We start from the raw sequence: 20,053 nt of genomic DNA, 5'->3' as shown, positions 1-20,053 counted from the left end.
CCCGATAATGGAAATAACGTATGTTAGATAACCTTACATGAAAGTGGGGCGTATATGCATATTCCGGACGGGTTTCTAGATGCAAAGACGTGGATAACGACAACGATTGCTGGGGCGGGCGCTGTCGGTTACAGCTTACGCAGAACGCGGCTTGCGATGGAACCGAAGCAAATTCCGTTAATCGCACTGATTGGCGCATTCGTATTCGCTGCACAGATGATTAATTTTCCGATTGCCGGCGCAACCTCAGGCCATTTTCTCGGCGGAACGATGACTGCAATCCTGTTCGGGCCATGGATCGCGACGATTGTTATGGCTGCGGTGCTGATCGTGCAAGCCGTCGTATTTCAGGATGGCGGCATCACGGTGCTCGGCGCAAACATTTTGTGCACCGGATTTATCGGCAGCTTTGTCGGATATGGCATATACATGACAGGTATTCGGGCGTTTAAAGGGAAAGGTCGTTCTCTCATTACTTGGCTGGCGGCATGGACGTCAATCGTTGCGGCTTCGGCAGGGGTATCTGTTTTGTTGGCGGCGTCCGGTACGTTCGAGCTGGCAACCGCGTTGAAAGCGATGGTCGGCTGGCATATGCTGATCGGCATTGGCGAAGGAACCATTACCATGCTTGTGACGGGCTATTTGATGGAGCGAAGCGCACTAACGGCACGGGGAGGGATCGCGCATGAGCGAATTACGAGTCACCGGGCATAAGCGCAGATGGATCGTGATGGGGATCATTACGGTCGCAGTAGCGGGATTGCTGTCGCCCTGGGCATCGTCCTCTCCGGATGGGCTGGAGCGGGTGGCGGAGGATCATGGCTTTCTGCATCAGGCAGACGCTGTCAACCGGCTCGCGTTAGTTCCGGACTACGAAGTTGCGGGCATTCCTTGGTCAGCTGTTCGCATAGGGCTGGCAGGCGTACTAGGCATTGCGATCATGGCGGCCGTGCTGTGGGGATTAACCCGCTCATTGGCGCGAGGTGGAGGGGATCGACATGAATCAGGATCAACTGAAGTGGATGGCGTCCAGCGCTGAACATGACGGAGCAGTGGGCACCGAGCAAATGACTCCGCCAGAGAAATCGGCTGGCCGGGCAACGAAACGGCTTCTTGCCGTATTAGGCTTATTAGCGACAATGATGTTTTTCCGACATCCTGCGGCTCTCATGGGAGCAGCAGGTTGTTTTTTATTTGGCATGCTGCTGGGTGGACTGCCGCTGCTCCAAATTTTGCGCCGATTGCTGCTCATCGTTCCATTCGCGCTTGGCGCGATCGTATTCGTGCCGTTTCAGCATGCCGAAGGAGGGACGGAGCTGTTTCGTTTGTTCGGCTGGGTTGCGACGGAGGAGGGGATGCGCCATTCGATCGTGCTGTTGCTTAAGGTCGTTAACGCGAACCTGCTTATTACCTACCTGCTGCTGTCTACGCCGTTGTTTCAATTGATCAGAAGCCTGCGGGCGATCGGCATTCCCGCCGTGCTGCTCGAAATTATCGGGCTCATGCTGCGTTACCTCGTATTATTGAAGGAAGAGGCGCAAGGAATGGTGAAGGCGCAGCGTTCGCGGGGCCTGCGTCTGGACGGGTGGTTATGGTCACGCAGTACGTACAAACGGTTTGGCGAGCTGCTTGGCGTCCTGTTTATTCGGGCTTACGCGCGCAGCTCCAGAATTTATCAGTCTATAACGGCGAGAGGCGGATTTGGCGCCGGGCTTACAGGGAGAGGACGGCGTCAGCCGATCGGACAGGGGGGCTTGGGAATGGCAATTGATGTACGCGGGGTAACGTATCAATATGGGCGAATTCAAGCGCTGCGCGGCTTAACGTTCTCGATTGGACAGGGGGCGAAAGTCGTTCTCATGGGACCCAATGGCGCGGGCAAATCGACGCTCATTTCACTGCTTAACGGATTGGAGCAGCCGGCAACGGGGGAAGTATCTGTATTCGGCGAGCGAATGACGAGGGAGAACGCCTTGCTGCTGCGCCAGCGAATCGGCGTTGTGTATCAGGACCCGGATGATCAAATTTTTTCGACTACGGTCGAGGAGGATGTTGCTTTTGGGCCGCGCAATCTCGGGCTGGACGAACAGATGGTGCAGGATCGCGTAACTGAAGCGCTGCGCGCTGTAGGGATGAGTGAGCTGCGCAGCCGTTCTCCCTTCGAGCTGAGCTATGGGCAAAAGCGGCGCGTTGCCATTGCAGGCGTGCTCGCGATGCGGCCGGAGGTCGTTATTCTAGACGAGCCGATGGCGTTCCTTGATCCGAAGAGTCGCGACGATCTGCAGGCGCTGCTGGAGCGAATGCATGAAAGCGGCTTGACGCTTATCGTAGCGACGCATGATGTGGATTTTGCCGCAGAGTGGGCGACGGATGTGATTGTGCTGAAGGACGGGAGGCTGCTCGCTTCGGGTTCAACGGAGCTATTATTCGATGACCTGCTTCTGGAGCAAGCGGATCTTCATCTGCCGCGGCTTGTGCGTCCATTTCGGCTCCTGCAGGATGCAGCCGAGACGCGTCCTCGCACGGTTCGTGATGCAGCGCAGGCGATTTGGCAGCTTATTATGCGGGGGCCGGATGGGACGTTAGCGCGTTCGTCCAAAAGAATGGATGGAGAAACACGGCAAAGGGAAGGATAAGAGCGCAGCCCAATGTTGACCAGAAATCCGGCTGCCAGTGCAGCGCGGAACGTTGGCGGCAGCGGAATTTGTTTCCTCCATGTTCGTCATCAGGGTTAGCGTATAAGAAAATGGGAGGGGATGAATACTATGGTCAAGTTCCAAACAAACATCCCTTCTTCAATATAAGCGGGCGTACGAATCACGCGGCAGTCTACAACGCTTATAGGGCTACAAACAAAGCGGACGGCAGGATTAATCCACGCCGATTCGCTGCTAAGCAACCTCCTTCACAATGCGATAACCGGCGGCAGGTATCCAGTGGACTTAAAATCTTCAGGGAAAGTGGGGCAACAAGACATGAAAGCAACTGGTATTGTGCGTCGCATCGACGATCTTGGCCGTGTAGTAATCCCGAAGGAAATCCGGAGAACGCTTCGTATCCGCGAAGGCGATCCGCTGGAGATTTTCGTGGATCGCGATGGCGAGGTCATCTTGAAGAAGTATTCCCCGATTGGCGAGCTCGGCGATTTTGCCAAAGAGTACGCCGAATCACTGTCCGAAAGCACAGGGCATGTGACGATTATCTCCGACCGGGATACCGTCATTGCCGTCGCCGGCGCGTCCAAGAAGGAGTTTCTGGATAAAGCAGTCGGCTCTATTTTGGAAAATTGCATGGAAAATCGCAAGACCATCATCGAAACCACCGGCGGCTCTTATGAGCTCATCAAGGACGTAAGCGAGCCATTCGCCTCCTTCGTGTCGGCTCCGATTATCGCCGGCGGCGATCCGATCGGCACGGTGGTGCTGCTCTCGAAGGAAGAGGGCTTGAAGATGGCGCAGATGGAACAAAAGATGGCGGAAACAGCAGCTGGTTTTTTGGCGAAGCAGATGGAGCAGTAGCCGCTGTCCTTGCGCGACAAACACATAAACAGCCCTCTCGTCGCAAGCGCTTATGGCGCTTGAAACGGAGGGCTGTTCGTCATGGGGCTAACGTCCACAACCGCCACTGGCCCATCTGAACGAATACGATCCAGAGGAGGATGAAGGTCAGGCCGATTGCTGCTGTCTCGACTACGGCTGCGCTGGATTTGCCCGACCGCATGAGCGGAATGCAGAGCTTCCACGGCAGCGGGGGCAGAAGCTGAACGCCTCGCTTGGACAAGGCATCGGCGAGAAGGTGGAGCAAGTACGATAGTCCGCCGGCTAGCCAGACGCCTGGATTGTCCTTCGCCATCCAATAGAGGGCGAACGTCCATAGCCCTGTTGCATACAACGTATGCGTGAAGCCGCGATGCGGAACAAGCGCGCATACGACCAGCGTCAGTCCGGCCGCGGCAAAACGCGGGTCATAAAGGACGCCGCCGATTGTTAAGGCGCCGCCAGTAATAAGCATCAGCAGCTGCCGCAGCCAGCGCGTGGATGCGAAGGCGGAAAGGCTGATAACGGCGCCCGCGCCCCAATTCCACGGGTACTGCGTGCGCGTGAACCAGACGGCAGCTGCAGCGGCAAGCAGCAGGACAATCTGCAGCGCGCGGATCGCCGGCTTCGGGAATGTCCGATTGGCGAGCAAGCCGTTGGGCTCGTCGAGATCGGGCAGCAGGCTGCCAACCACAGCCGCAGCAGCGGCTGCGGGCGTCAGCGAAGTGTGCAATAGCGCGGTGACGGCCAGTGAGACGCCGGTGCTGATGACAAGATGCGAGGAGCCCTTCAAACGGCGCACCGCCTTTCTGATTTTGGGAGTAATAGATTCGTAATTATTGTAGAGCAATTTGGCATGTTGTGCAAACATATGTTTGGTTTGTTGCGGGGTCACCTTATGAAAACTAGATGGTTGATTACATTGCATCTATAATATACAGAATAAAGCAATATGGTATTATTATCTATTTATGGTTGCTGAATTGAACAAAAAATCTCTCGTTCACAGGAGAATAGAAGCGAGTAGAGAATATACAAAAAATGACTTTAATATACAAACGTTGTAGGAGGTGGACCTTGTTTTGTCAGATTCAATCATTTGGGTAGAAGACGAAGTCAAGATATTAGAAGAGGGCAAGGCCATTCTTCAGAAAGAGGGTTTTGCTGTCCAAGGCTTTCATTCTTTTGAAGAGGCAAAGGAATTATTGATGGAGGGGGTAGCTGATATCGTCATCCTTGACTGGATGCTTCCCGACGTTTCGGGGCTGGATGCATGCAAGTGGGTTGTGAATACGATTGGCATCCCGGTCATTATGGTGACAGCAAGAACCGATGAGTTCGATAAAGTATTAGCATTGGAAATTGGGGCCGATGATTATATTCCGAAGCCCTTTGGAATGCGTGAGTTGATTGCACGTATTCGGACTGTGCTACGGCGAAGCCGGAAGGCGCCAGTTGAGACAAGTTCAAGCCAAGTGCTGTCATTTAACGAGCTAACAATTGATACAGATAAGCATGAGGTGCGGCTCCGAGGGGAGCGGGTATCACTGACGGCGACAGAGTATAATTTGCTCCTGGCCATGGCCTCTTATCCTGGGCGGGTATTTACGCGCAGCCAATTGATAGAGTCCTCGATGGGGGAGTCGTACTTTGGCTATGAACGGACGCTCGATTCGCATATCCGTAACCTACGGAAGAAGATCGAAGCCGATCCGAATAATTTCGAATATATTCTGACTGTCTATGCGGTCGGTTATAAATTTGGTGAGCCCCGATAATGAATGAGTACCGAAAAGTAATTGCACGATCTTTACTCCTTGCGGGGATCATTGCTTCGTTGGCTGGTGTGGTTGTATTCGTACTGCTGCTATATTTGAAGCATCATGAACAGGTCAAGGAACATACCGTACTGGTCGACCTCTGGCGTAATTATCTATATGCCTATTATTTTGCGGTTGGTAATTGGAATAACATTCAAGATCAATTTGAAGCTGGTATGATTGGGGCCGATGCAGTTCATATTGTAAGTTTTAATTTGATCGACATCACGGGGCACCAGATTTTTAATTATGACCTTCCTTCAGTTGACCAAACGTTCAAGGCGTTGCATGAACCTATTCTCGTTCAGGGTAAGATTGTAGGTTACTTCGATCTGGCGTGGACATCCCAATCGGTTTATGGTGCGGCATTATGGGTTTCGCTGCTCGTTATATGCATCGTGTTCCTACTCGCTTTCTCATTGTTATATAGATATGCGAAGCGTAGCTGGATTCAGCAGCAGCAGCTAACGTATGTACTGGGGAAGCTGCAAGAGCCTGAGACGGAATTTGATCCAACCTCCATACATACTATTCATAATGAAGTGTTGCGGAGTCGACTAACAGAGGTTGGAAATCACATCCACAAGCTGGAAACGGTAAGAAGGAGAATGGTTGCAGACATCTCGCATGAGCTAAGAACGCCAATTAGCGTTATGCGGCTCGTCATTGAAGGTGCGTTGGAGACGAATACGGCGATTTCTATTGAACAAGCGTGTAGCATTCTTGAAGAGCTCTATCGGATGTCGAAGCTAGTTCAGGATTTACAGCAATTATCGTTGTCAGAGACGGGCAACTTGGCATTGCGTAAATCATGGATATCCATTGATTCACTGATTGAGGCGACGGTGGATTCTTTGCTGCCGGGTGTGGAAGATACGCAGACAATGACGTTTCATAATCTTAGTAAGAATGTATCCGTTTATGTTGACCCGGATCGAGTTCAGCAGGTTTTAATTAACCTGCTCGGTAACGCAATTCGACACAGTAGGGGAATTATTGAAGTGCGCCACTCGCAGGAGGGAGCGAATTTTGTTGTCGAGATTGAGGATAACGGCGTGGGCATTGAGGAAGAAGAGCTGCCTTATATATTCGAAAGGTTCTATCGTAGCTCAAACACGGATCGGCATAGCGGCTTCCGTGGCATGGGACTGGGGCTCGCCATCACGAGAGGCATCGTGTATGCACATAAAGGAACAATTAGCGTAGAGAGTCAATGGAATGTGGGGACTATCTTCCGAATCACGATACCGGTATTTAAGGAGTAATATGCAGCTGCCATTTTGCCAGCCCTGAGGCTGATTAAATGGCAGATTTTTTATATTGCGCGTATAATCTGCACAAGATCTGCAGGATTAGCCGATAAAATCTTCAAAACCTTTTGTTATGATAAGCGTGTCAGATAAACAACGACAACGATCAAGAAGGAGCGCTTCGATATGATAACCGTACAGCAGTTGTGCAAGACGCACGGGGTAGGGAACGCAGCAGTGAAGGCGTTGAAGGATGTCAGCTTCTCCATTGAACGCGGTGAAATGGTTTCGATTATGGGGGCTTCCGGATCTGGAAAAACGACGCTGCTGCAAGTGTTGTCCGGTATCGATCGAATAGATTCCGGAGAGATCTGGATCGACAACACGCCGATTCATGGATTGAATGATAAGAAGCTTTCGGAATTTCGTTTAAAGCATATGGGATTCATTTTTCAGGCATACCATCTCATCCCAGTTCTGTCCGCATTAGAAAATGCAATGGTTCCGATTCTTGCGCGAGGCGAGTCGAAGAAGACCGCTAAGGAGAAGGCTGAATCGGCGTTACAGCAAGTTGGTCTCGGCGACAAGTTGGACAGGTTGCCCTCGGAGCTCTCAGGCGGACAAAATCAACGGGTTGCGATCGCACGTGCAATAGCTGGCCAGCCAAGTGTCATCTGGGCCGATGAGCCGACAGGGGCATTGGATACCGAATCGTCAGCACAAATCATTGGACTTCTCGGGATGCTGAACCAGACGCTAAATACGACGATCGTTATCGTTACGCATGACCCTAACGTTGCTAAAGCGACAATGCGCACAATCGTGATGAGCAATGGACGAGTAACGGGTGGTGTTGAAAAGGAGGTGGGTGCATTCCGCCATGCTTAGATCAAGCCTTGTATGGAAGATGTCTATCCTCTATCTGCGCAGGCAGTGGAAACAGACACTCATTGCGATTCTCGGCGGCAGCATCGGTGCGATTCTAATCGGTTTATCCTTCTCGTTCTACTACTCGCTTGTTCAGAGCGGGGATCAATATATCGAGGCGCATTATGGATCTATTGATTGGGAGCTGCTACCCGATGGAGTTCATGGAGATCTATTTTCTAACCAACAGATAGCCGAGATGGAAAAACCATTGCATAACATGCCATATAACCTGCTTCCCATCGTTCGCTCCGACGTCGAAGCGAAGCTTGTGGACGGTTCGAACCCCAGCCTAATCCCGCACTTGCAGTTAATCGGAATGGATACCGATCGTGCAGCAGTGCTAGAGCCACAGCAATCATTATGGGCTACGCCGCTCAAGGAAGATGATCTCATTATGGATCAGGCGACGGCAGAACATTATGACATTACGAATGAACAAATTATACAATTGACCGATAAGGGAGGGGCTCCCCAACTGTTTCGTGTGCATATTGCCAAGGAGCAGGGGTTAACCGGATATCGTCAAGGAACGAATGAAGGCACCGTAATTATTAGGTTAGACAAGGCGAGGCAGCTAAACGGAATAACGGCGGATCAGTTTACTTCCGTTCTAGTTGGGGGACTACAATCCAACTCAACCAATGGCGTGTACCCCATTCCTCAAGCCAAATTAAACTACCTCGTGGAAAGCACGAAGAATGATGCTTCCAATAAAATTCAAGATTTGAGGAGCTCTTACGGAATCATCTTTATTCTGCTTGCCAGCGTGGCCATTATTGCGGGTTTGCTGCTCCTTGTTCAGCTGTTAATTATGCAGTCCAAGTCACGTTCAGAAAACTATGGAATTCTACGTGCGCTCGGATTATCACGCAATCAAACCCGCGGCATTTTCTTAACAGAATCGATGATACTAACGCTGCTGCAAGCAAGCGTAGGGACAGTGCTTGGTGTTAGCGGAGGGTTAGGGTTAATTAAGCTGTACTATTCACAATATGGCGAAATGCTTCAGCGTGTATCTGGATATGCGGTTCCAATTAAGCCTTACTTCTCTTGGGTTTCTACACTTGAGGCATTCGGTACGATTATGTTCTTCCAGCTCGCAGTAACGCTTATTGCGGCATGGATAGTTGGCAAGCAAGGGATTCTAAAGCTGCTAGGGAGAACAGCTGCAACCGCACCACGGCGCAAATGGAGAAAAGGAATAAGTGGCACCGTAGTGATTGCCGCGATAATTATTCTGGCGCTTCATCTTTACTATGCCAATACGGAAACGGGCGTTAATTTGCTGCAAAGCCCCTTGTTTATATGGGTGGACTTGATCTGGTTGCTCGCATGCTTCTCTCTGGTGCACTTGGCCATCCGGTCTATTACATACTGGATGAGCGCTGTGGGTGTAGTAATGAAACGGTTTGGCTGGTCTGACGCCGCATTTTTCATGGCCTCTCGTTATCCAAAGCAGGAGCTGAAGCAAACCTACATTGTATCTTTGTTATTCAGTCTCATCGTATTGGTCATTACTTCGACCATCATTATTACGACTAGCCAGAGCCAATATAACGATGTGAACAAGACTAATCAGTCGATTATGGGCTACGGCGGTCAGATACCTTATAAGACGGACAAAGAAAAACAACGATTCCTTCATGCTATTGAGCGCGATCCAGACTTAATTTCATCCATATCGAGTGTTTTGAATCTGGAAACTTATCAGCTTGTGATGGGAGAGAGACCGACACTTCCGAATACGGTAGTACCTGTAACGGAGCAGTTGGTTAACGAAGGCGAGCTGCCCCTCGTTGCAAGGGCTAAGGCTTATGCTAACGATCGAGAGGCATGGGAAGCAGTAAGCCGTGACAATTCAGTTGTCATTTTGGATGAACGATTTATGGTTGATTCCACTGTAACCCTAAATCGAATTGATAAACGTGCTTATCAGGTTGGTCAAACCGTTACATTCCCTGTGTACGAACATAAAATTCGGGGAGACTCGGAGAGCTTAAAACCAGTGACCAAGAAGACGCTTACTGTCATTGGATTTGCCAAAGGGAATGTGGAAAGTAAACTGTCCAACCAGTTGTACAACGCGACGTTTGTTAGTCCAGGTGTGTTCGACGGCCTTAGGCCGTATGGATATATGAATACAGAGTACAAGTATGAAGGTTATCTATTGTTAAACTTTGATTACCAGAACCTTGAGAAGGCACAAGCTGTCGAAGAGGGTCTGCTTAATCAGGGCATTAAAAACAGTGCCATTCCGTATCTTCAAAACGGAGCGAAAAACTTCATGAACCAACAAATCATTCATGTATTTATTGGGTTCATGAGCTTTACGGCGCTGATTGCGATCTGTGGGCTAGCGATCATTCAGATTCGTGCTGTACAGATCCGTGCCAAGCAAATCGCTATGTTAAGGTGTATCGGCCTCTCGAACAAGCTTCTTATTCAAATGTTCTTGCTCGAAGGCTTCTTCATAAGTGCAATAGGGACGCTCATCGGGACCATACTTGGCTCGACAGGCGGGTACATGTATCTTCGAATCATCAGGCTAAGCGCGATTTCTGCTCATCTACAGGAAGTGCCGTACAAGTATCCAATAGGTGCCGTAATCACCATAGTGGTGGGAGTTAGCATCCTATCCGCGGTTATCAATTGGTTCCCATCTAGAAGGGTGCTTGCTATCAAGCCTGGTGAAGCTATGCGGGAATCAACGTAAAAATCAGTTATAACGGCCGCAGCCCAGACATCACACCCGGGGCCGATATACCATATAAAAAATTAAATTTTGGAGGTCATTTATTATGTCATGCCCAGCTAACAGCCATTCCGCAGGTACCGCTTATGGAGATTCCGGTTGCACGTCCGCTCGCGATTGCCATCCTTACGTCCCGTTCTGGGGAGGCAACTCATCGTACACGCAAATCTATGACAAATGTGTAACGGATGTAGGTAACAACCCGGTAGGTGACTACTACCGTGAGACTAGCTATAGCGGCTGCTGCTAATCGCTGAAGTTGTTGAAAGATTAGGCGCTACAGCATACATCGCTTAAAAAACTAAAAATTCAAAAAATTATTGGAGGTCATTTATTATGTCATGCCCAGCTAACAGCCATTCCGCAGGTACCGCTTATGGAGATTCCGGTTGCACGTCCGCTCGCGATTGCCATCCTTACGTCCCGTTCTGGGGAGGCAACTCCTCGTACACGCAAATCTATGACAAATGTGTAACGGATGTAGGTAACAATCCAGTAGGCGACTACTACCGTGAGACAAGCTACAGCGGCTGCTGCTAACCTAGAGGGAGGGGGCCGGGATGTTCTCGGCCTCCGCTCCCGAGAGGTAGGGTGTTAATAATGATGAACGTAAAAACGTATTATCGGAGGATACCATGCTAAAAAAAATGGATAGTCTGCTGCATCGCAAATTCCTTAAGACGAGAGACGTTAACGTGTTTGAGATTGGTTATGATTTCCCCCGAACTCTGGCGTTAGATAAATCCAGAACAATTAATATTCCATGGTTCAAACCTGGCAATCAACAGCCTGTTATTTTGTTCGTCATGAGTGCATTCTGCAAAGCATGCGATCTCGAGGCGGTGGAGTTGTTCGTCGCTGAGTTTCCTGATTTCCGGTATGTTTTATTTTTCGAGAGCAACGCCGAGAGGTTTGAAGAAATCCAGACAAGGTTCGCTTCATTGGAGACATACCGCTGTGACGCAGCCGTCATGCAAAAGCAGCTTAATTTTTCGTTATATCCTTGTGTAATTGGCCTTAATAGCGCTGGACAGGCAGTGGCTTGCGGACTATTCAATTCCGATGCTTCGATTAAGCGAATCGTGCAGCCGCTGATTAAGGTTACATATGCGCGCTAGGTGGAAGACGATTAAGGCAATTGTAGGTACCGTTTATCGATCGAACAAGGTGTATCTTATCACGGGACTTGCACTGGTCATTTTATTGTCTCTCCAATCCAATGCCAATATTATTCTATCCAAATATATCGTCAATGCAATTGGGGACCAGGATAGGAAGTTAGCCATCACTGCGATCGTAATTACCTTTACACTGCAAGTGGCGTTCATGTTGATGCAATCATACAAGACCATAATGGATGTCAGGGCTTCTGAGAATTTCAATATTCAGCACCAGAAGAAAATTATGAAGCTGCTTGAACGCATACCGCTTCTCGACAAAGAAAATGCACGCTTCCAACAGATGGTCGACATGTGGAAGAGTTATTCAGGCAAATACTTGGAAACGACAAATGGTCTTATTACGATGGTTCAACTGTTTCTTACAATGGGTATTTCAACCTTTTATCTATTAAGCTCCTATTGGGTGCTTGGCGTACTGGCGCTGGTCATCTCCGTTGCGAGAGGATGGCTCGATATCCGGAACATCCCGAAGCGTCTCCGTCTCAATCATGAACTCAACAGCCTGAATCATAAACAGCAATATGTATATGGAGTCCTCTGTTCAAGTGAATCTCAGAAGGAATTAATGATTCTAAAGGCTTATTCATACTTAATTGGCAAGTGGGAACGGCTAAAGCATGATTCCAAATCCGTTCGGTTGAAGCTTGAAAAAACGAACATGCACGGATTCGTTCTGGGAGAAGCGTTATCCTCGGGCACATTGCTGCTCGTCTCTCTGACGGTATGTTATATGGTGTTCGGCAGTAAACTGACGATGGGCGATTATGTAACGATTCCGCTTATGTTTAGTTTAATTGAGAGCAGTGCGAAACGAATTTTTCTGACGTTAAGCAAAATCGAAGAAAACCAGCGTTACATAGGCTCCTTCAATGACGAGACGGCCACGCTACGGGAGCCTGCTCCTGAACGCAAGCCATTTCAATTCAACCAGCTGCTACAGGTTAAAAATTTAACCTTCCAATACCCGAATCAAACGACACCTGCCCTTCAAAACATTAATTTGACGGTGAAACAAGGCGAGAAGGTCGTTATTCTGGGAGACAATGCAGCAGGTAAGTCAACGCTGATGAAGCTGCTGCTCGGGTTATACCGTGCGCCAGCGGGTACCGTTTTCTACGATGGCCAGTCACAAGAGGATGTCGAGGTTGAGTCGTTGTGGGCAAATGCCAGCGTAGTGTTTCAAGACTTTACTCGGTATATGTTAACGGTATCCGAGAATGTCGGGCTGGGCGATGTCGCCAATATCCATGATGAAAAGCGAATACAGGAGCTGCTGAATAAGGTAGGGCTGGATATTTCCAAGATGGATGCAGGTATTCATGCAAAACTGGGTTACTTGGACGAGCAAGCCATCAATTTGTCTGGGGGACAGTGGCAGCGACTAGCAATGGCGCGAGCTTTTTTTAAGAACAGCGATTTTCTCGTATTTGACGAGCCGACATCGGCTATCGATCCGCTATCGGAGCTTGAATTTTTCAATACACTGCTTGCAATGAGCAAGGAGAAGACACTTTTCATCATTTCTCACCGCATTAGTATAGCAAGCAAGGCAGACAAAATTGTAATGATGAGCGGGGGAGAAATTAAGGAAACGGGTTCACACTATGAACTGATCAAACGTCGCGGTTATTACTATGACATGTGGATGAAACAAAAAGAGTGGTATCACATAACGGAGCAGGAGGTTGTATAAATGGCAACAAGTATGCAGGATACAGGAATTCCGGTGGGACAAGCGGTTCCTCAAGCTACCTTTACAAACTGGGATGGCAAATCGGTCGAACTGAATGGTTTCACGAGAACGACGGCAATATTTTTTATATCGGTTTATTGTTCGCATTGTATTGATTTTATCCCTAGCATTTCGGATATTGTGAGCGAATACGATTTAGATGCCGCAATATTCTCCACGGGAGACAATGAAGACCATGAGGAAATGGCCGAATTTCTCGAATGGCATTTTCCTGTTATCTCACTAGAGTCGGAGCTTATGGAAGAGACGTTTAATGTAACTTACTTGCCTTATGTACTCATCGTCGATGCTTCTGGAACGGTTTTGAATAAAGGGGTCGTTTATACCAAAGACGATTTTCAATTCATCATGCAAGCGATTATGCCACTAGCGGAGGGAATGTAATGGAAGCGAGTTTGATCGTATGCAATGAAGGGGAGTTCTTGCCGGAGCAAGGGACGCATCGTCTCGGTGCGGTTATGAATCAGCTGTCCATCCCAACCGTGCCGCATGTCATCCCGCTGTTTACACTGGCGAAGCTGTCCTATTTATCGTCTTCGCAGCAGCATTTTGTCCAAATTATTGCGTACAACGGACAAGGCGAGGTCGTTACGGCGACAGAGAAGCGTATGGTTCGAAACCAACGGGGGACTCACCAAGTTCCAGGGATCGATATTAGCTTTAATCATCGGGTTGTGTTTTGTGATCCGGGTATTCATAACTTCAAATTGCTGGTGGATGATGAGGTTGTCGCGCAGTACCCATTAACTGTACAAGTGGAGTCGTTGATGCTGCAGCACCAATAAGGATGCTGGAGAGCGAGGTGTTCGGATATGAGAATGTTGGATGTATTAATTGCTCTTATTTTCTTGATCTCGTTTAATATGAAGCAAAAGAATACGAAAAATCTGCAGTATGAAGTGGTATCCTACTATAACGGCTTTAAGGCGATCGCGGGCCAGTTGGCCTATCTATTGCTGGGTGCAGAACTATTAATCGTCGTCCTGTTCTGGATGCCTTATCTGGTCATCGCTAAAGCGTTGCTAAGCATCGGAATGCTCCTCGTATTTTCTTATGTAACCTATCGGAAGCGTAAGGAGAAGGGGCAAGCGACATGCACCTGCTTTGGGGATGCAAGCTGGTTAAATAAAGCCCCATTAACGAGAAATGCGGCATTCATCGTTATCATTATGGCAAGCACAATCATTCATTTGAGCAACGGTGCAGCTTCTTCTGCCACCAAGTTCGATATTGCACTCTCTATTGGAATCGTGGTTGCGTTGGATAGTGCGCTCGTGATCAAAACACTAAAAAGGATGAGCTTGAACGATGCTTGAATTCGGCGTAATGAGTATTATTGTTCTTCTAGTGTCGTCGCGGGGACTGCAGTTAATGCTGGATATGCGGCATAAATCCTTAATGGAGCGATTGGATGGAATGGTTGGAGAGCAGCTTCGACATTCGTCAAATAAAGTTATTGTCCTGAACCATACGAATCCGGCATTTGAGGAAATGGACAAGCTGCTAAGCGTTGCAACAGCGTATTCTTATAATATTGTTCTATTTTCCCAGCCGTGGATGATCAAGCTGAAAGCGAAGAAATGGTTCAGGCATTCCGTTATTAATGGTTATGAGCAAGATGGGCTTATAGCTTTTCAGCAAGAAGAGGGCATATTCGTAAAGGGCTCGAAGGGTAAGGTATATTATATTAAGGAAATGCTAGAGGTACTGCGGGAAGATCTTAGCCAGAAGGCAAGCGCTTAGCGTCGGCATGATAGAGGGTTCGCCAAATCGGGCGGAACCTTTTTTTGATTACCGAGCCCCATTCCTGCGGTATAATACACCATATCGCGTAACGGGAAGGTAAGAATAAGCGCCATGAAGACAATAATAGAAGAGAAGGACCGGAGTCCTAAGGTGTGGAGCGGCGCGCTTGTATTGGCAGCGGCGATGATGGTGTCCAAGCTTATTGGCGTATTGCAAAAAATACCGCTGCAAAACCTGGCGGGCGACCGCGTATTCGGCATTTATAATGCCGTCTATCCGCTCTATCAGCTGCTGCTAGTCGCAGCGACAGCTGGATTGCCGCCGGCTGTGGCCATCGTCGTCGCCAGAAGGCTTGCCGATGGAGATGCTGAAGGGGCGATGCAGGCGAGGCGTGCGGCGCTTTGGCTGCTTGGCGCAAGCGGCGCGGCCGGCTTTGCGCTGCTCTGGCTCGGTGCGCCGTGGCTTGCTAGCGCTATCGGCGATAGAGAGACGATAGGAGCCATACGCTCGGTGGCAGCGGCGCTGTGGTTTGTGCCGGTGTTATCCGCGCTCCGAGGGTACGCGCAAGGCATGAATCACATGCCGGCATCCGCCGTATCGCAGGTTGCGGAGCAAACGCTGCGCGTCGGCGTTATGGCGGCGATGCTGACGTGGGGCATGTCTTCGGCATGGGGAGATGCGGGCATAGCGGCGGGGGCGATGGCAGGCTCTGCCGCCGGCGCGGCAGGCGCGCTGCTGCTGCTGGCGTGGAGCCAACGGCATGGGGGCCGGCAACGGAGCGGGGCGATGGCTCGCCAAGCGGTCGTTAGCGGGCAGAGGGAAGCGGCCGGAGAAGGACAGGCGGGTGCCAAGCGGCTTTCGCCGCTCTTGGCGGAGATGCGTTCGCTCGGCAAGCTCACTTTGCCGATGGCGCTTGGCGCTGTTGCCTTGCCGATGGTGGCGGTTGTGGACGCCTTCATGGTGCCTCGGCTGCTGATCGGCTCGGGCTTGTCCAGTGCAGAGGCGATGGCGCAGTTTGGAGCGTATGGGCGCGGTCAGACGTTGGTACAGCTGGTGGCGATGGTGGGCGGCGCAGCCGCTTCGGCCCTCGTGCCGTCGCTTGCGCTTGCGCGGTCGCAAGGAAATGGGCTGGAAGCAAGGGCGCAGGCCGGCTTTGCGCTGCGTGCCGCATGGTGGCTCGGCAGCGCTTCTGCGGTAGGGATCGCCTTGCTTGCGAGGCCGATCAATGTTATGCTGTTCGCCGATGACCAAGCGACGGGCGTATTCGCGCTCGTCGGCGTAACGGCGCTGGCTGCCGCCGTTCAGACGGCGGCGGCAGCCGTGCTTCAAGGCAGCGGCAGCCTTCGCCTGCCGACGCTGCTGCTCTTCGCCGGCGCCGCAGCCAAGGCCGCGCTCAACGCTGCGCTCGTGCCGCGCTTCGGCATTGCCGGCGCAGCTGCTGCCGGCCTCGCCGCGCTCACAGCCGCTGCCCTCGCTGCCGCTTGGGCAGCCCGCGCTGCGCTCGCTAGCGCGAGCGCCGATGGCGGCGCGCATCGCCGCGCCGCCGCAGTCGCCGCTGCGCCCGATGGCGCAGCTGGCGCAAGCGCAGGCACCCCCGCAGCCGCTGCGATTGCGGCTGCGGGGGTGCGCCTTGGCTTCGCGCTCGCGTGCATGGCCGCGGCGCTCGTAGTGACCGAGCGCGGCATGCGCGCGCTCGATGGGCTGCCGCCGCGGGCGGCAGCAACGCTGCAGGCGCTGATCGGCGTAGCCGTGGGCGCCTGCGTGTTCGTCGCCGCGCTGCTGCGCTGCGGCGGAATGGACGCGCGCCAGTGGCGCGCGCTTCCGGGCGGCGAGGCGATCGCCGCCCGACTGATGCGGCTGCGGCTGATCCCGCGGGCGCCGCAGCCCGAAGAACTTCGGAAGCCGCGCGAATAGCGGCACCGGTACGATGAGGAGGAACAATCGATGGCGACACAGTCCCGATTGACCGTGGTCGGACTTGGCTCCGGCGATGCGGATCAACTGACGCTCGGCGTATGGCGCAGATTGCAAAATGCTTCGCGCTTGTTCGTTCGAACGGAGCATCACCCGATGATGGCTTTATTGCGGGAGAACGAGATCGCTTACGAATCGTTTGACCGCTTCTATGAACAGCATGACAATTTCCCAGACGTGTACGAGGCAATCGCCACGGAGCTGGTTAGCTTAGCATTAGCATCATCCATTTCCGAGCTGCCCGAAGGGCTGGCCGCGCCAACGCACGCTGCCATCTCCTCCAACCCGGGCATCGTTTATGCCGTTCCGGGCCATCCGATGGTCGCCGAGCGTGCCGTTCAGCTGCTGCGCGAGCGGTGCGAGGAGGCGGGCGTTGCGCTTGAGATTCTAGGCGGAGAAAGCTTCCTCGATCAGGCGTTCGTCCGTCTCGGATTCGATCCGATCGAAGGGTTCCAGCTGCTCGATGCGGTGGAGCTTCAGCCGTCGCTTCTTCAACCGCAGCTGCATACTGTCATCGGCCAAGTATACGATGCGTTTACCGCCTCCGACTTGAAGTTGACGCTGATGGAGCGGTACCCGGATGATTATCCGGTCGTCGTCGGCCACGCGCTCGGCGTGCAAGGCGAAGAGCAGATTGTTCGTATTCCCCTGTATGAGCTTGATCGAATCGATGGCTATGGCAACCTGTCACTGGTGTGGATTCCGCGTTCCGAGGACGAGTCGCTGCGCAACCGCTCCTTCGACCGGTTGCATGAAATCGTCTCGATTCTCCGCAGTCCCGAGGGCTGCCCATGGGACCGCGAGCAGACGCATCAATCGATTCGCAAAAACTTCATCGAAGAGCTCTACGAAGCGCTTGAAGCGCTCGATAATGACGATCCGGACGGCATGCGCGAGGAGTTCGGCGATGTCATTTTGCAGGTGATGCTGCACAGCCAGATGGAAGAGGAAGTCGGTTCGTTCAGCGTGTACGACGTTATTCAGACGCTCAATGAGAAGCTTATTTTCCGCCATCCGCATGTATTCGGCGACCGCAATGCCAACAGCAGCGAAGAAGCGCTGGGCAACTGGGAGCAGATGAAAGCGGAGGAGAAGGCGCGCAATGGCACCGACAAGGATCGCAAGTCGGTCCTCGACGGCATTCCGCGCGATCTGCCGGCACTGATGACGGCGTACAAGATTCAGAAGAAGGCGGCGAAGGTCGGCTTTGACTGGGACGAGCTAGGACCAGTTTTGGCCAAGATCGAAGAAGAGCTCGGCGAGCTGCGCGAAGCTGCGTCCAGTGGAAGCGACGATGAGAAAATCGGCGAGCTGGGCGACCTGCTGTTCGCCGTCGTCAACGCAGCGCGTTTTGTTGATGCAGACCCGGAGGAAGCATTGGCTCGCACGAATATGAAATTCAAACGAAGATTCTCTTATATAGAGGAGAGGCTTCGTATAGAAGGCAAAACTTTTGACCAAACTGATTTAATAGAAATGGACCGATTCTGGGAGGAAGCCAAGCGGCAAGAATAGTTTTCTATTCGCCCCTATTCGCTAAAAAACGGCGCTATTCTGCATGATTCGCAAATTTTTTTAAATAATTAGCAGGATTTATTTAGCATTAGGCAGAAATACTAGTGAGCCAAACGGCAACAACCGCCCGCAACGCATCGACGTCCGGGGCCATTTCTATGATTCTGAGTGACGAACTATAGGAGGCAATTACTAATGAACAAGACGGATTTGATTAACAACATCGCAACGAAGAGCGGTCTCACGAAACGTGATGTCGAGGCTGTCCTCAATGGCTTCCTCGGTGAAGTAACGGACGCGCTCGCAAGCGGAGATAAAGTACAACTCATCGGTTTTGGCACGTTCGAAACTCGTAAGCGTTCCGGCCGTACGGGTCGCAACCCGCAAACGGGCAACCCAATCGAGATCGCAGAATCCAAAGTCCCTGCATTCAAAGCTGGCAACAAGCTGAAGGATGCTATCAAGTAATTTATGCGTCTAGACAAGTTTCTCAAAGTATCGAGGCTGATCAAGAGACGCACCGTCGCGAAGGACGTATCCGAGCAGGGGCGCGTCTGGCTGAACGGCCGAGAGGCTAAGCCTAGCAGTACGGTGAAGCTTGGAGACGAGCTGACGATTCAATATGGGACGAAGCTGGTAACGGTTCGCGTTGAGCGGCTGGCCGAATCGACCCGTAAGGATGAGGCTGGCGAGCTCTATACTTTGGTGAAGGAAGAGACACGCCAACCGGACGAGAAAGTCTGGGATTAATGCAAAAAGACCGTTTTGCCTACCGGCTCCAGTGCTGGCAGGTAAAACGGTCTTTTTTTGTTGCTCGGATCATCACCGCATGCCGTACGTTACGGCGGTTTTCTTCGCGCTTACCCGACAGCGCGTCTCATTACGTAAGGCTTGCCGTGAGCAGCATGCATAATGCGCGGCCCGCGGTAGCCTCTCCGGCGCAGCTCCCGCTGCAGGACGAGCAGGAATGCGCCATGCGATACGAGGAGCACACGTTTTTCTCCGCCATACCCCATAAGCTGATCCGCTAATGCGGCTGCGCGAACTCTAGCCTGCCGCTTGGACTCCGGCTGGGATCGATGCGACGCGTACCAAGCGGCTCTTGAAACAGCGGCCCATACGAGCAGCGGCAGCCGTATGCGCGTGTTCCAGAAGGGCGCCAGCTCGATTTCACGCAGTTTTGTTGTAAAGACAACTCCACCTTTTGTCCCATAAATATGTTGAGCTGTTGTGGCAGCCCGTCGCATGTCGCTCGATAGGCAAACATCCCAGTCCGTTGCTTTTATGGATGAAGAGGCTGGTATCTTGACGGACGCGCTGTTGTATCTGTCGCACCAGCCGGCGAACTGCGCGGCATCGATTCGCTTGGACTCGAGCGGAAGCTGGACCGGATAGTGGCGCACTAGCCCAATGGTTCGGGGCAGAGCATAAGAGGCGTGCTGCTGGTTTCCGGGGATGCCGCGCTCTTTTTTTATTCCAATGATCGCGAGTATTGTAACAACGAATCGTAACCGATTGAGCATGACTTATAACCTCCAAGAAGGGCTAATAAATATAGGATATAGTTTGCATCTTTTATAGCCAAAATTTATGCGG

The 20,053-nt window shown here is 51.5% G+C and carries 22 protein-coding genes; 20 read left to right on the top strand and 2 right to left on the bottom strand.

All coding sequences use genetic code 11. The annotated features are described in order from the left end of the window. The first annotated feature begins 54 nt into the window (after nt 1–54). The 4 genes from PAECUDRAFT_RS10930 to spoVT all read left to right on the top strand — a co-directional run bounded on the left by PAECUDRAFT_RS10930 (nt 55) and on the right by spoVT (nt 3,518). Nucleotides 55–714 (top strand): energy-coupling factor ABC transporter permease, encoded by a 660-nt coding sequence (locus PAECUDRAFT_RS10930; RefSeq protein ID WP_006038157.1) that lies wholly within the window; start codon nt 55–57, stop codon nt 712–714. Further along, entirely contained in the window at nt 686–1,039 is a 354-nt protein-coding gene (locus PAECUDRAFT_RS10925) for a PDGLE domain-containing protein (RefSeq protein ID WP_006038156.1), read from the top strand. The genes PAECUDRAFT_RS10930 and PAECUDRAFT_RS10925 overlap by 29 nt, the downstream gene beginning before the upstream one ends. After that, on the top strand, nt 999–2,636 hold the full coding sequence (gene cbiQ / locus PAECUDRAFT_RS25250; protein WP_006038155.1) for a cobalt ECF transporter T component CbiQ: 1,638 nt from the start codon (nt 999–1,001) through the stop codon (nt 2,634–2,636). The genes PAECUDRAFT_RS10925 and cbiQ overlap by 41 nt, the downstream gene beginning before the upstream one ends. 339 nt (nt 2,637–2,975) lie before the next feature. Then, entirely contained in the window at nt 2,976–3,518 is a 543-nt protein-coding gene (gene spoVT / locus PAECUDRAFT_RS10915; protein ID WP_040712150.1) for a stage V sporulation protein T, read from the top strand. Between the two features lie 79 nt (nt 3,519–3,597). On the opposite strand, the gene PAECUDRAFT_RS10910 is transcribed toward spoVT, so the two are convergent. Next, nucleotides 3,598–4,329 (bottom strand): metal-dependent hydrolase, encoded by a 732-nt coding sequence (locus PAECUDRAFT_RS10910; protein ID WP_006038153.1) that lies wholly within the window; start codon nt 4,327–4,329, stop codon nt 3,598–3,600. A gap of 289 nt (nt 4,330–4,618) precedes the next feature. Here PAECUDRAFT_RS10910 and PAECUDRAFT_RS10905 point away from each other — a divergent pair, with 289 nt between their 5' ends. The 16 genes from PAECUDRAFT_RS10905 (at nt 4,619) to PAECUDRAFT_RS10840 (ending at nt 19,207) form a co-directional block, all read left to right on the top strand. Further along, nucleotides 4,619–5,314, top strand: a complete 696-nt coding sequence (locus tag PAECUDRAFT_RS10905) for a response regulator transcription factor (protein ID WP_006038152.1) — start codon at nt 4,619–4,621, stop codon at nt 5,312–5,314. Beyond that, nucleotides 5,314–6,621 carry a sensor histidine kinase gene (locus PAECUDRAFT_RS24620; RefSeq protein WP_006038151.1) on the top strand — a complete coding sequence of 436 codons (1,308 nt, stop codon included), beginning with the start codon at nt 5,314–5,316 and terminating at the stop codon, nt 6,619–6,621. Before PAECUDRAFT_RS10905 ends, PAECUDRAFT_RS24620 begins: the two co-directional genes overlap by 1 nt. A 171-nt stretch (nt 6,622–6,792) precedes the next feature. Continuing rightward, nucleotides 6,793–7,494, top strand: a complete 702-nt coding sequence (locus tag PAECUDRAFT_RS10895; protein ID WP_006038150.1) for an ABC transporter ATP-binding protein — start codon at nt 6,793–6,795, stop codon at nt 7,492–7,494. After that, nucleotides 7,487–10,249, top strand: coding sequence for an ABC transporter permease (locus tag PAECUDRAFT_RS10890; RefSeq protein WP_006038149.1), 2,763 nt, complete (start codon nt 7,487–7,489; stop codon nt 10,247–10,249). Before PAECUDRAFT_RS10895 ends, PAECUDRAFT_RS10890 begins: the two co-directional genes overlap by 8 nt. A gap of 85 nt (nt 10,250–10,334) precedes the next feature. Then, nucleotides 10,335–10,538, top strand: a complete 204-nt coding sequence (locus PAECUDRAFT_RS25245) for a hypothetical protein (RefSeq protein WP_006038148.1) — start codon at nt 10,335–10,337, stop codon at nt 10,536–10,538. 86 nt (nt 10,539–10,624) lie between these two features. Beyond that, nucleotides 10,625–10,828 (top strand): hypothetical protein, encoded by a 204-nt coding sequence (locus PAECUDRAFT_RS25240; RefSeq protein WP_006038148.1) that lies wholly within the window; start codon nt 10,625–10,627, stop codon nt 10,826–10,828. 95 nt (nt 10,829–10,923) lie between these two features. Beyond that, entirely contained in the window at nt 10,924–11,406 is a 483-nt protein-coding gene (locus PAECUDRAFT_RS10885; protein WP_006038147.1) for a hypothetical protein, read from the top strand. Continuing rightward, nucleotides 11,396–13,162, top strand: coding sequence for an ABC transporter ATP-binding protein (locus PAECUDRAFT_RS10880; protein ID WP_006038146.1), 1,767 nt, complete (start codon nt 11,396–11,398; stop codon nt 13,160–13,162). Before PAECUDRAFT_RS10885 ends, PAECUDRAFT_RS10880 begins: the two co-directional genes overlap by 11 nt. Next, nucleotides 13,163–13,606, top strand: a complete 444-nt coding sequence (locus PAECUDRAFT_RS10875) for a peroxiredoxin family protein (RefSeq protein ID WP_006038145.1) — start codon at nt 13,163–13,165, stop codon at nt 13,604–13,606. It begins immediately after the preceding gene. Next, complete coding sequence (locus PAECUDRAFT_RS10870) at nt 13,606–14,007, top strand: DUF6941 family protein (protein ID WP_006038144.1); 402 nt, start codon at nt 13,606–13,608, stop codon at nt 14,005–14,007. The genes PAECUDRAFT_RS10875 and PAECUDRAFT_RS10870 overlap by 1 nt, the downstream gene beginning before the upstream one ends. A gap of 27 nt (nt 14,008–14,034) precedes the next feature. Then, nucleotides 14,035–14,538, top strand: a complete 504-nt coding sequence (locus PAECUDRAFT_RS10865; RefSeq protein WP_006038143.1) for a MauE/DoxX family redox-associated membrane protein — start codon at nt 14,035–14,037, stop codon at nt 14,536–14,538. Next, nucleotides 14,531–14,965: a hypothetical protein gene (locus PAECUDRAFT_RS10860; protein WP_006038142.1), complete on the top strand. Its 435-nt coding sequence runs from the start codon at nt 14,531–14,533 to the stop codon at nt 14,963–14,965. The genes PAECUDRAFT_RS10865 and PAECUDRAFT_RS10860 overlap by 8 nt, the downstream gene beginning before the upstream one ends. Nucleotides 14,966–15,079: 114 nt before the next feature. Further along, on the top strand, nt 15,080–16,882 hold the full coding sequence (locus tag PAECUDRAFT_RS10855) for an oligosaccharide flippase family protein (protein ID WP_040712148.1): 1,803 nt from the start codon (nt 15,080–15,082) through the stop codon (nt 16,880–16,882). A gap of 30 nt (nt 16,883–16,912) precedes the next feature. Then, nucleotides 16,913–18,457, top strand: a complete 1,545-nt coding sequence (yabN, locus tag PAECUDRAFT_RS10850; RefSeq protein WP_006038140.1) for a bifunctional methyltransferase/pyrophosphohydrolase YabN — start codon at nt 16,913–16,915, stop codon at nt 18,455–18,457. A 195-nt stretch (nt 18,458–18,652) separates the two neighbouring features. Beyond that, complete coding sequence (locus PAECUDRAFT_RS10845; protein ID WP_006038139.1) at nt 18,653–18,925, top strand: HU family DNA-binding protein; 273 nt, start codon at nt 18,653–18,655, stop codon at nt 18,923–18,925. Nucleotides 18,926–18,928: 3 nt separating this feature from the next. Continuing rightward, entirely contained in the window at nt 18,929–19,207 is a 279-nt protein-coding gene (locus PAECUDRAFT_RS10840) for an RNA-binding S4 domain-containing protein (RefSeq protein ID WP_006038138.1), read from the top strand. Between the two features lie 110 nt (nt 19,208–19,317). Here PAECUDRAFT_RS10840 and PAECUDRAFT_RS10835 read toward each other — a convergent pair whose 3' ends face one another. Then, on the bottom strand, nt 19,318–19,980 hold the full coding sequence (locus PAECUDRAFT_RS10835) for a histidine phosphatase family protein (protein WP_006038137.1): 663 nt from the start codon (nt 19,978–19,980) through the stop codon (nt 19,318–19,320). Nucleotides 19,981–20,053: the final 73 nt, after the last annotated feature.

The sequence above is a fragment of the Paenibacillus curdlanolyticus YK9 genome, assembly GCF_000179615.1.
Classification (GTDB): Bacteria; Bacillota; Bacilli; order Paenibacillales; family Paenibacillaceae; genus Paenibacillus_T; species Paenibacillus_T curdlanolyticus.
This window is presented reverse-complemented; position numbering and strand designations above follow the sequence as displayed.

Bases quoted from the DNA above. Each gene is read 5' to 3' on its own strand.
- PAECUDRAFT_RS10930 (WP_006038157.1), top strand. From the start codon at position 55: ATGCATATTCCGGACGGGTTTCTAGATGCAAAGACGTGGATAACGACA.
- PAECUDRAFT_RS10925 (WP_006038156.1), top strand. From the start codon at position 686: ATGAGCGAATTACGAGTCACCGGGCATAAGCGCAGATGGATCGTGATG.
- cbiQ (WP_006038155.1), top strand. From the start codon at position 999: ATGAATCAGGATCAACTGAAGTGGATGGCGTCCAGCGCTGAACATGAC.
- spoVT (WP_040712150.1), top strand. From the start codon at position 2,976: ATGAAAGCAACTGGTATTGTGCGTCGCATCGACGATCTTGGCCGTGTA.
- PAECUDRAFT_RS24620 (WP_006038151.1), top strand. From the start codon at position 5,314: ATGAATGAGTACCGAAAAGTAATTGCACGATCTTTACTCCTTGCGGGG.
- PAECUDRAFT_RS10895 (WP_006038150.1), top strand. From the start codon at position 6,793: ATGATAACCGTACAGCAGTTGTGCAAGACGCACGGGGTAGGGAACGCA.
- PAECUDRAFT_RS10890 (WP_006038149.1), top strand. From the start codon at position 7,487: ATGCTTAGATCAAGCCTTGTATGGAAGATGTCTATCCTCTATCTGCGC.
- PAECUDRAFT_RS25245 (WP_006038148.1), top strand. From the start codon at position 10,335: ATGTCATGCCCAGCTAACAGCCATTCCGCAGGTACCGCTTATGGAGAT.
- PAECUDRAFT_RS25240 (WP_006038148.1), top strand. From the start codon at position 10,625: ATGTCATGCCCAGCTAACAGCCATTCCGCAGGTACCGCTTATGGAGAT.
- PAECUDRAFT_RS10885 (WP_006038147.1), top strand. From the start codon at position 10,924: ATGCTAAAAAAAATGGATAGTCTGCTGCATCGCAAATTCCTTAAGACG.
- PAECUDRAFT_RS10880 (WP_006038146.1), top strand. From the start codon at position 11,396: ATGCGCGCTAGGTGGAAGACGATTAAGGCAATTGTAGGTACCGTTTAT.
- PAECUDRAFT_RS10875 (WP_006038145.1), top strand. From the start codon at position 13,163: ATGGCAACAAGTATGCAGGATACAGGAATTCCGGTGGGACAAGCGGTT.
- PAECUDRAFT_RS10870 (WP_006038144.1), top strand. From the start codon at position 13,606: ATGGAAGCGAGTTTGATCGTATGCAATGAAGGGGAGTTCTTGCCGGAG.
- PAECUDRAFT_RS10865 (WP_006038143.1), top strand. From the start codon at position 14,035: ATGAGAATGTTGGATGTATTAATTGCTCTTATTTTCTTGATCTCGTTT.
- PAECUDRAFT_RS10860 (WP_006038142.1), top strand. From the start codon at position 14,531: ATGCTTGAATTCGGCGTAATGAGTATTATTGTTCTTCTAGTGTCGTCG.
- PAECUDRAFT_RS10855 (WP_040712148.1), top strand. From the start codon at position 15,080: ATGAAGACAATAATAGAAGAGAAGGACCGGAGTCCTAAGGTGTGGAGC.
- yabN (WP_006038140.1), top strand. From the start codon at position 16,913: ATGGCGACACAGTCCCGATTGACCGTGGTCGGACTTGGCTCCGGCGAT.
- PAECUDRAFT_RS10845 (WP_006038139.1), top strand. From the start codon at position 18,653: ATGAACAAGACGGATTTGATTAACAACATCGCAACGAAGAGCGGTCTC.
- PAECUDRAFT_RS10840 (WP_006038138.1), top strand. From the start codon at position 18,929: ATGCGTCTAGACAAGTTTCTCAAAGTATCGAGGCTGATCAAGAGACGC.
- PAECUDRAFT_RS10835 (WP_006038137.1), bottom strand. From the start codon at position 19,980: ATGCTCAATCGGTTACGATTCGTTGTTACAATACTCGCGATCATTGGA.